The sequence below is a fragment of the Actinomycetota bacterium genome, assembly GCA_005888325.1.
Classification (GTDB): domain Bacteria; phylum Actinomycetota; class Acidimicrobiia; order Acidimicrobiales; family AC-14; genus AC-14.
On sequence record VAWU01000074.1, the window covers coordinates 1 to 9,166 of the forward strand.

Sequence of the window (9,166 nt, forward strand, 5' to 3'; positions counted from 1 at the left end):
TCGCCTCGTCGCTCGACGGGCCGAGAGCAGCCCCGATCAGCGTTCCCACATCGGCATGGTCGAGACCGGCCAGCGACACTCGATCCACGCCTTGCACCCGCCGGAGGTCTGCGAGCAGCTCCGCCAACGGCTGCGCGCGGCCCAGATGGCTCGTCCGGCACGTCGCGAACACGAGCACCCTCATCGGGTCGACGGATCGCGCGAGGTGTCGCAGGAGCAGGAGCGTCGGCCTGGTCGCCCAGTGGATGTCGTCGAGCACCAGCACCACCGGCTGCTCTCGGGAGGTTGCCGCCAACCACGTGACGACCGCGTCGAACAGCTGGTAGCGCTCGGTCTCGGAATCAGCCGTTGTCGGAGGAGGGAGGTCGGGCACGAGCTCTCCCAGCTCGGGGACCAGTCGCACGAGCTCTCCCCGGGACTCCCCGAGGCGCGGCGCCAACTCGTACCCGGGCGCCTGGTCGACGAAGTAGCGCAGCGCCTCGACGAAGGGCTGATACGACACGCCGAGGTCTTCGTCGCAGCGGCCATAGAGCACGAGCGCGCCTTGCGCATGCAGGGCCCGCGCCGTCTCGGCGACGAGGCGGGTCTTCCCGATGCCCGGCTCGCCGGAGATGACCACGATCGCGCGTGCCCCACCCGCGGCCGAGCTCCAAGCGGCGGCCAGCACGTCTTGCTCGGCGTGGCGGCCGACGAACGGAAGCGCGGCGGCGGACCCCGATCCGACCTCCGGTTCGGCACCCCCCGCCGCCACCAACGCCGCGGGAAACGGTGTCACCCCGAGCGTCGCGGTGGGCGACGCGACGAAGGGTCGGCGCGCGGGAGCATTCGCAGCCACCCTGTCCAGCAGGCTCAGCAGCCTTCCCATGTCGGACCGCCAGTGGCGATCGCTGAGCTCGAACGCCTGAAAGCGGCTCAGTGGACCGAGCGCGCCCGGGAGCTCCTCCTCCGCCGGCATTCGCGCGCCCTGGACGAGCACCGGCACCAGCCGCCGGCCGAGCGTGAGCGCGGTCTCGATCTCCAGGCGCACGAAGTCGTCCGCCGCTTCGATGCGAGGGCGGCCGTCGCGATCGACGACTGTCAGCCAGCGCGGGCCGATGACCACGACGACCGCCTGGGAATCCGCCAGGGCCGCGTCGAGGACGGCGGCAAAATCCCGACCCGCCTCGATGCCCTCGACGTCGATGAACACGCGCTCCGCGCCGAAGTGGGTCACGAGGTGATCGTGGAGTCGTCCGGCGTGACCGGACGAGTCTTCTCTCCGATAGCTGATGAAGATCCCGGGCGGGCTCGGCCCTGTCACGACGCTACGTCCGACGTTTGAGCACGTACATGGGAAACGTGCCGTATCCCTTTGCCGTGGGGATGTGGCCCACGTACTCACAGCTCAGGGTCTCCTCGTCCTCGAGCGCCACCAGTGCTGCGAACGGATCCGTCACATAGACGTCGCCCTCGGGCGTGCGCGGCTCGATGCGCGCCGTCCACGTGACGTGGACCCCGTAGAAGTTGCGTTCGCGTCGAACCGGGTCCTGTGCAGGCACGACCGGGCCGGCGTGGGCGCCGATCCGCAACGCGAGATCGAGCGGCAGCCCTGCGCTCGACAGATCCAAGTCGGACATGGTGTCCTGCAGCGCGAGCGCGCACTCCGCCGCCCGCGTCGCGCTCCTCATCACGACGTACAGGCCGTCGCCCCACGTGTTGCGGAACTCGATGTCGCAGGCGAAGCGGTCGAGGGTGGCTGCGAGAGGCGTCATGACGCTGTCGAGAAACGCCGACATCTTGGAATCCGGGAGCCGGCTGAAGCCGCGGATGTCGGCGAAGAGGATCGCCCGGAGCACCCGCTCCTCGCGAACGGCGGCGAGGTCCGGCTCACGGGTGGGTCCGGTGGCGGCCGTCGCAATGACATGGGTGGTCCTGCCGCGCGCTTGCCAGGTGCGGATGTCACTGGCCGTACCGGCCGAATTGCGGGTGACGACTCCGTCCCAGATCGCGAGTTGCTCGACATCGGTGCTCAAGAACCTGGCCCGGATCAGGGCGTGACCCATGGCGAGCCTGGCGGCGTAGTCGAACAGCGAATCGTCGCCGAGGTAGGCGCCCTCGGTCGCATACGTGACACTGGTGGCCGCCGCGAGGCACCGTTCGAAGCGTTCGACCCACCCGTCGCCGCCGGTCGCCACGGACACCGCTTTGAACTCCTCTGACGCGAACGGAAGGGCCACGTGCAGCTCCGCCCCGCGTTCGACGAGCGCCTCCGCGACGAGTATGTCGGCTCCGCATCCGAGCGACCCGAAGCCGAAGCCGACCCGCTTGCTGTCCAGGAACGCGTCCACCTCGGCGGCCACGCGTTTCTCTTCCTCGGCCGGGAAGCGGCCACGCTCGCCTGATCGAGCGATCATGTGGCCGCAGTACTGGATCACGGTCGGAATGCTGAGCGGGTCGAGGACGCTGGGGTCGACACCGATTGCGGCACACACGAGCAGGAGTTGCTTGCGCGTCGTGGCCCGAACCGCGAGCTCGTCGATCGAGCGCGCGGCGGCACGCTCCAGCGCCTCCGCGACGGCGTCGAAGTCGCCGACGATCAAACTCGCCTCGGCTTGAGTCGCCGCGAGCCAGTACTCGTCCTCGCGGGACGACGGCGTCGCTCGCGCGCAGAGGTCGCTCGCCACGAACGCGAGCTCCTTGGCTCGGTCTCCTTCGCCCGCGACGAGCCACATCGTCGCCGCGTTGATGCAGGTATACGGTCGCCCCATGCGGCGATAGATGGCTTCGTAGCTCTCGGCGGCCTGGCGGGCTCGCGCCGTTCGCTCGGCTCCGACAGATGCGAGCGCGCGATCCTTGGCGAGGCGTGCCGCGAGGGCGGCGAGATCCTCGGCCAGGTCGGGCGCGAGGGCGGTTGCGTGCGGGCGGTCGAAACCGAAGGTGCGGACCAACTCACCCGCCCGGTCGATCGCGCCGGCTCTCGCGAGAGCGAGCACTGCCTGGTACTGGAGGGCCAGGTCGTCGGGGCGCAACTCCAGGGCGGCCATCACCTCGTCGTACGCCATCAGGTACTCGCCGCGGGCCATCGCCGCCCGGACTCCTTCGAGCGACGGACCCGGATTCCCCGCGTGGCTTTCGCCGGAATCAGCCAAGGACATCATTCTCGTCCGAGTCCTCCGGTCGCTCCAACCGCGGGCAGCCCACACGCGTCCGTTGACGCGTGCGGGGCCGCCGGTCAGACTCAACCAACTGCCGCGACGGGACCGCGGCGCAGGGGAGGGGACCATGAAACGAGTCGTGTGCCTGCTGGTCGCTGTCGGCGCGATCGTCGCCGGGGTCGGTCTGCCGTTGATCGGGGCGTCGTCGAACGAGCGCCCGTGCGGGGTGGAGAGCGCGGACATCATCGACGGCGGCGCCCTCTACGAGGCGGCGACCGAAACGACGCCGTCGAAGCTGACCTTCCGCATCACGACGGGCGGCGCCAGCTGTCCCCTTCTGAGCTATCAGGTCAAGGTCTGGGACGACGACAACCCCGCGAGCCCGCTGCTTGCCCAAGCCAGCGTTCGAGGAGACGGAGTCGCCGAGAATCCCGACGAAACCGATTTCGTCTTCGTCAGCTTCACGGGAATTCCCCAAGGTGACTCCATCTTCTGCTTCGTCGGGAAGACGAGCTCGGGTCCCTTGTTCGACCGTGCGCCTGACACCGGGCGGTTCTGCTTCGACACCAGTGGCGGTGGCAGCGGAGCCGGCCACTTCCGGTAACGCGCGGCCAACGGAAACCGGTAGTTCTACGGTGGCGTCGCGTGCCGCGACCGTGAGAGAGTCTCGCCACAGACTCCGCACGCTTTGGGGACATCGCATGGGGAACGAGCGGGTGGGAGCACACCGACGCGACGGCCACGACCGGGCGCGCGTCATCCTTGCCGTTGTCGCGCTGCTCGCCACCGGCTTGGGCGTGGTGACGGGAGGACCCATGGCCGACGCCGCGGCCTGTCCGCTCGCCCTCCAGTTGCGCGATTCCACCGTCAACCAGGGCCTGGGCAACCGGGGCTACGCCAGGCTCGCACGCGGCAAGGCCACGCTCGTTCGTCTCTTCCTGAGCCTGCCGAGCGACGCACCGTCGGATGCGTCGATCGCGGTCACCGGCGCGTCACTGTCGGTGAGCAACGACAACGGCGCCACTCATCAGACGATCTCGCCGTTCTCGCCGGCGCCCGGGGCTGCGCCCTACGTCACGAAGTACTCGACCGCACCCGCACTGGATTCCGCGGCCGACCCCAAGTTCGTGGTTCCCCCCTCGCTGCTCACGCCGGCAGGCAACGCCAACCGGTTCAATCTGACGCTCACGCCCACGGTGAACGCGCTCGTGAAGACCTCGTCGTCGGCGACGCCGGTCACGTGCTCGGCCCCTCTCCCCGCGTTCACAGCGGCCGTCGAGAGGAGGACCAACGCGTTGCGGATCCTGGTGGTGCCCATGGGCGACGCCAGGCAGTCGTACGCCAGCCAGTTCCCTGGCACCGCCCAAGCGACGATGCAGAACGCGCTGACCACGCTCGCCCGCATGTTCCCCGTTCCTGACGGCATCGGCGACCTGAGAGGCGCGGCGGACACCGGAGGTGTCCGCTACTCGGTGAACCCCACACTTCTCGACACTTCGGCGATCGATCCCGCGACGGGCACCCGCCCGCTCCTCGACCCCGCGACCGGGAAGTTCTGCGGGACCGCCTCCAACTTCAACTTCCTCAAAGGGAAGCTGAGCCAGTTCCTCCAGTCGTGGAACACCTTGAACGCGACGGTGCCCTCGGCCACGGCCGACCGGGTGATGGGCGTCGTGGACGAGACCGTGAGCCTCGGCGCGGCGGGCCATCCGTGTGCCGAGGGCTACGCCGCGCTCGGTGGGAATCAGTCGTGGGCGCGACTCTCCGCCGGAACGCCGAGCTTCCCGTCGATCTCGGGCTCGGTCATGGCGATGGAGACCGCCCACACCATGGGAGTCGTACCGCCGGCCACCCTCGACAACCGTCAAGACAGCTTCAGCCCAGGTCACTCGAAGAACACTGCGGCCGACACGACCGACCCGAACCGGGCATACAACGTCACATCGCGCTCGTTCATCACCGACAACAGGACCGCGATGAAGGTTGCCTCCACCAGCTGGAACGACACGAAGACGGTGTTCGAGCCAGGTGACTGGGCCGACCTTCAGTGCAAATTGGGCGCACCCACCATCGCGACAGAGTGCACCACGTCGGGCACGGTCGGCACGGTCCAGGGGGTGGGGGCCAACCCGACCTTTGTTCTGTCGGGCGACACCGACGGCACGGTTGCGGGAACCCACGTCGTCGAGTCGTACTTCTCGCTCGGCACCGCGCGCAGCCCCGAGTTCGACGACACCAGCCCTTACCGCCTCGTCCAACGCGACTCGAGCGGCGCGATTCTCCCTGCCCCCAACGGCAACGTCGGGATTGTGGTGACGAACATGGTCTCCAACCACTGCGAGCCCAACTCCTGTACGTCGGCCGGCCCACCGCCCACGCTGTTCTCGGTCGCGGTCGCAAGCGATTCCGTCACTGCCGCCCAGACCATCGAGCTGTGGAAGGGATCCCCAGGCGCACCAGGCTCGCTCAAGCTGTACACGCGGTCGCGCGGCGCGACGCCGGTGCTCAATACGGTGACGGTGCTGCCGTCGGGTGGCGCGACACAGCGCGCGAGCGTGGCCGACAACGGGGGGCAGGCCAACGGCGACAGCTTCTTCGAGGGCCTGTCGGTCAGCGCCGACGGGCGCTACGTCGCGTTCCAGTCGCGGGCGTCGAACCTGGTCGCCGGCGACGGAAACAACGACTACGACGTCTTCGTGCGCGACCGCGAGTTTCCGGGCAAGACCATCCGGATGAGCGTCGACACAGGTGGCGGCGACCCCAACGGGCCCAGCATGTTCCCGTCGATCAGCGCGAACGGGCGCTTCGTCGCGTTCCAGTCGGACGCGTCCAACCTGATCAGCAGCGACACCAACGGTGCCACCGACATCTTCGTGCGCGACCGGGACACGGATCAGGACGGCATCTTCGACGAATCCGGCGCGGTCTCGACGCAGCGGGTGAGTCGCAACAGCACGAACGGCCAGACGGTCGGCGCGAGTCTCCGGCCGCGCATCAGCGCCGACGGCAGGTTCGTCGTCTTCCAGTCCGACGACCCCAACATCGTGGCGAACGACACCAACGGCGCGACCGACATCTTCATACGCGACCGATCTGTCGCAACCAACACGAACCGGCGGGTCAGCGTCCCCGACCCCTCGACCGGTCTCAGCGAGGCCAACGGCGACAGTGTCTTCGCCGACATCAGCGGCGACGGGCACTTTGTCGCGTTCGAGTCCGACGCGCCGGATCTGGTGTCGGGCGACACGAACGCGTCCACCGATGTCTTCGTGCGCAACACGGTCTCCAACACCACCGGGCGGGTGAGCCGTAACAGCGCCGGCGTGGAAGGCAACAACGACAGTCATGACGCGGCCATCTCCGATGACGGCAACCGGGTGGCGTTCGCCTCCAACGCGACGAACCTGGTGGCGAGCGACACGAACAACGCCCAGGACGTCTTCGTGCGCGACCGCGCCTTCGGCAACACCCAACGGGTGAGCGTCGACAGTCAGGGCAACCCGAGCGCGGGCGGCGTGCCGTTCGCGATCGGTCTGAGCGGCGTCGACATCAGCGGCGACGGCTCATCGGTCGCGTTCTGGTCGACGGCCGGCGACCTGGTGCCGGGCCCGACGAACGGGTTCGCCCAGATCTACGTGCACGACCTCGACACCGCGACCGACGCCACCCGTCGGGCGAGCGTCGACAACCTGGGTGTCGAGGGCAACAGCGACAGCCGCAACCCCGCGCTGACGGCTGATGGGCGCTTCGCGGTGTTCAATTCGAGTGCGACGAACCTGGCGCCGGGCGACACCAACGGCGTACCCGACGTCGTCGTGAACAACCGGCAACCGCCACCCGACGACGGGCAACAACCCGTGAGCGTGACGACCACGGCCGCTACCGCGGCGCAGGCCGCCAACCTGCGGGTCGACCTCGCGTTGAGGTGCCCCGACGGAACCGCCTACCCGGTCGACGTCGGGCTTCCGCCGGCAGGGGTGGCCGACAAGGTGGCGGCCTTCGAGGCCAACTTCGACCCCACCATCGCGTGTGGCGGGGGCTCGCTCTCTGCCGTCGTCAACGACGGCTTCCTGCAGGGCGCGCCCGCACCGGTCTCGGCCGTCGTCGCGCCGACGGAAGCGATCCTCAAGTCGCCCAGCGCTGCGATCCTGGCACCCGCGGGAAACACGATCGGACAGTTCGACTCCATCGCCCTTCGCGGCGCCGGCAAGGACGCGGACAACGGCGAGCTCACCGGATCCGCACTCGCCTGGACGCAGGCCCCTTTCGACGGTACGTGCGCCGCCGCCTGCACCGGCGACAGCGTCGACCTGCTCCCTCCCCCCGGCGGCTGGACACCGGGCAACCACGTCGTGACCTTGCAGGTCACCGACCTCAACAGCGCGACGGCGACCGCGCTCGCGACGTTCAACGTCCGCCTCGACTGCCGGCAGAGGTTGTGCAGCAACGGCAACCCGGCCGCCCCCGGTGTCCTCCACCCCGTGAACATCTCCAAGGCCGTGAGCCTCGTCCTGTCTAGCCCCAACCCCTGCATGCGCAACTTCAGCGGGCCGGCGTGCACGACGCCCTCGATCGTCACCGTCTCCGCTCCGGCCTTCAACGGTGATCCGAGCAAGGCGGTGGAGGTGGTGCTCTGCAACGGCCAGGCGCTCGCGGGACCGAACGGCGACGGCTCCGGGGGCGACGGCGACCCCCTGGGCGGATGCGACTTCGGCAACGGACTCGGCTTCGGGGCGCTGCAGCCGCCGTTCACTCCCGTGTCCGGCAGCGGGTCGGTCACGCTCGACGCGAGCGGCAACCTGCCGGGGAGCATCGGTCTTCAACTGCCGTCGGGCAACACGCTGACGGCGTACAACGGCTCGCCGAGCACGAACCCTCACGCGGTGTGCCCGCCCACCTCGGCCCAGATCGCGGCGGGCTGGACCTGCGTCGTCTACGTCGCCGAGCTCGACACGAGCGACCCGAACGCGCCACCCCTCGCCGCCGGCTTCCGCCAGGCGTTCGTCAAACCTCCGACCCCTGCCGTCACGTGCGGCGGCGGCGCCTGCCCGGGCACGATCCCTCCTGGCACCTCGGTCGCCGTCACGGGCGCGCAGTTCCCGTGCAAGACGCTCCAGCCCGACGACCCCACGACAGTCGCCTACGACGCCGCGTGCGCCACGCCGTGGGGTCTTTCCGGCGACTTCACGATCCTGTTGAAGAAGAGCACCACCGGTCAGATCACGCCGGTCACGCCGACGACCGTGTCGTCCGCGGTCGATGGCAACTACACGATCACCTTCACGATGCCCGCCGCGCCAAGCGGCGCCGGTGCTTACAAGCTCGTGCCTCACGCGGGCACCTGCTCGCTCCCGTGTGAGAGCGGCAACAACAACGCCGCCGGGGTGCTGGTGAACCTCTGATGGCCACGCACGGTCGCCGTCTGCTCCTCTCGCTCGGCATCGCTGCGGTCGTGGGTGCCCTGGGCGCGACCTGGATGGCGATGCGCTCGGCGGGGGCCGCGAGCTGCACCATCGCCACCATCACGTGGGACGGGGGCGCGGGCACGACCTCTTGGGAGGACGCGACCAACTGGAACCCCGACCGCCTCCCGACGACGACCGACCACGTGTGCATCCCGTCCGGCGCCCCGGGCACGTTCGTTTCCGTCAACGCATCCGAGACGGTGCTCAGCGTCGAGGGCCAGAAACAGGTCCGGATCCCGGGCTCACTCGAGGTCACGAGCACGACGCAGACGTCGGCCCTCAAGAGCCTCAAGCTGTCGGGCACACTCACCGGCGCCGGCAGCCGCACCGTCGCAGGCACCTTCATCTGGAGCTCGGGCACCATCGCCGGCCCGGGCACCACCACCGTGGCCGCGGGCGCCACCCTGGCCGTCACCAACGCGTTCTGCTTCTGCCACTACCTCGACGGCACCACCTTGCAGAACAACGGCACCGCCTCGATGGCGGTCGACACCTACATCCTCTTCTACAACGGCGCCACCCTCGCCAACGCGGGCAGCTTCGACCTGGCCGACAACGCCCGCATGT

General features: G+C 69.2%; 5 protein-coding genes. 3 read left to right on the top strand and 2 right to left on the bottom strand.

Going from position 1 to position 9,166, the window contains the following annotated elements:
* Nucleotides 1-1,381: TIR domain-containing protein (locus E6G06_21625; protein TML85894.1), on the bottom strand; the 1,381-nt coding region annotated here is incomplete at its 3' end.
* Nucleotides 1,305-3,380, bottom strand: a complete 2,076-nt coding sequence (locus E6G06_21630; protein TML85895.1) for an adenylate/guanylate cyclase domain-containing protein — start codon at nucleotides 3,378-3,380, stop codon at nucleotides 1,305-1,307. The genes E6G06_21630 and E6G06_21625, both read right to left, overlap by 77 nt.
* Between E6G06_21630 and E6G06_21635 the strand changes: the two genes are divergently transcribed.
* The 3 genes from E6G06_21635 to E6G06_21645 form a co-directional block, all read left to right on the top strand.
* On the top strand, nucleotides 3,361-3,738 hold the full coding sequence (locus tag E6G06_21635) for a hypothetical protein (protein ID TML85896.1): 378 nt from the start codon (nucleotides 3,361-3,363) through the stop codon (nucleotides 3,736-3,738). The two genes, E6G06_21630 and E6G06_21635, sit on opposite strands and share 20 nt — an antisense overlap.
* A gap of 97 nt (nucleotides 3,739-3,835) precedes the next feature.
* Nucleotides 3,836-8,536 (top strand): hypothetical protein, encoded by a 4,701-nt coding sequence (locus E6G06_21640; GenBank protein TML85897.1) that lies wholly within the window; start codon nucleotides 3,836-3,838, stop codon nucleotides 8,534-8,536.
* A partial coding sequence (locus E6G06_21645; protein ID TML85898.1) for a hypothetical protein occupies nucleotides 8,536-9,166 on the top strand: 631 nt, incomplete at its 3' end. The genes E6G06_21640 and E6G06_21645, both read left to right, overlap by 1 nt.

Excerpts from the sequence above, each read along its gene's own strand:
- E6G06_21630 (TML85895.1), bottom strand. The coding sequence starts at position 3,380 with ATGATGTCCGCGCTCTCCACCCCGCACGGGCGCTCGTTCGACGACGCC.
- E6G06_21640 (TML85897.1), top strand. The coding sequence starts at position 3,836 with ATGGGGAACGAGCGGGTGGGAGCACACCGACGCGACGGCCACGACCGG.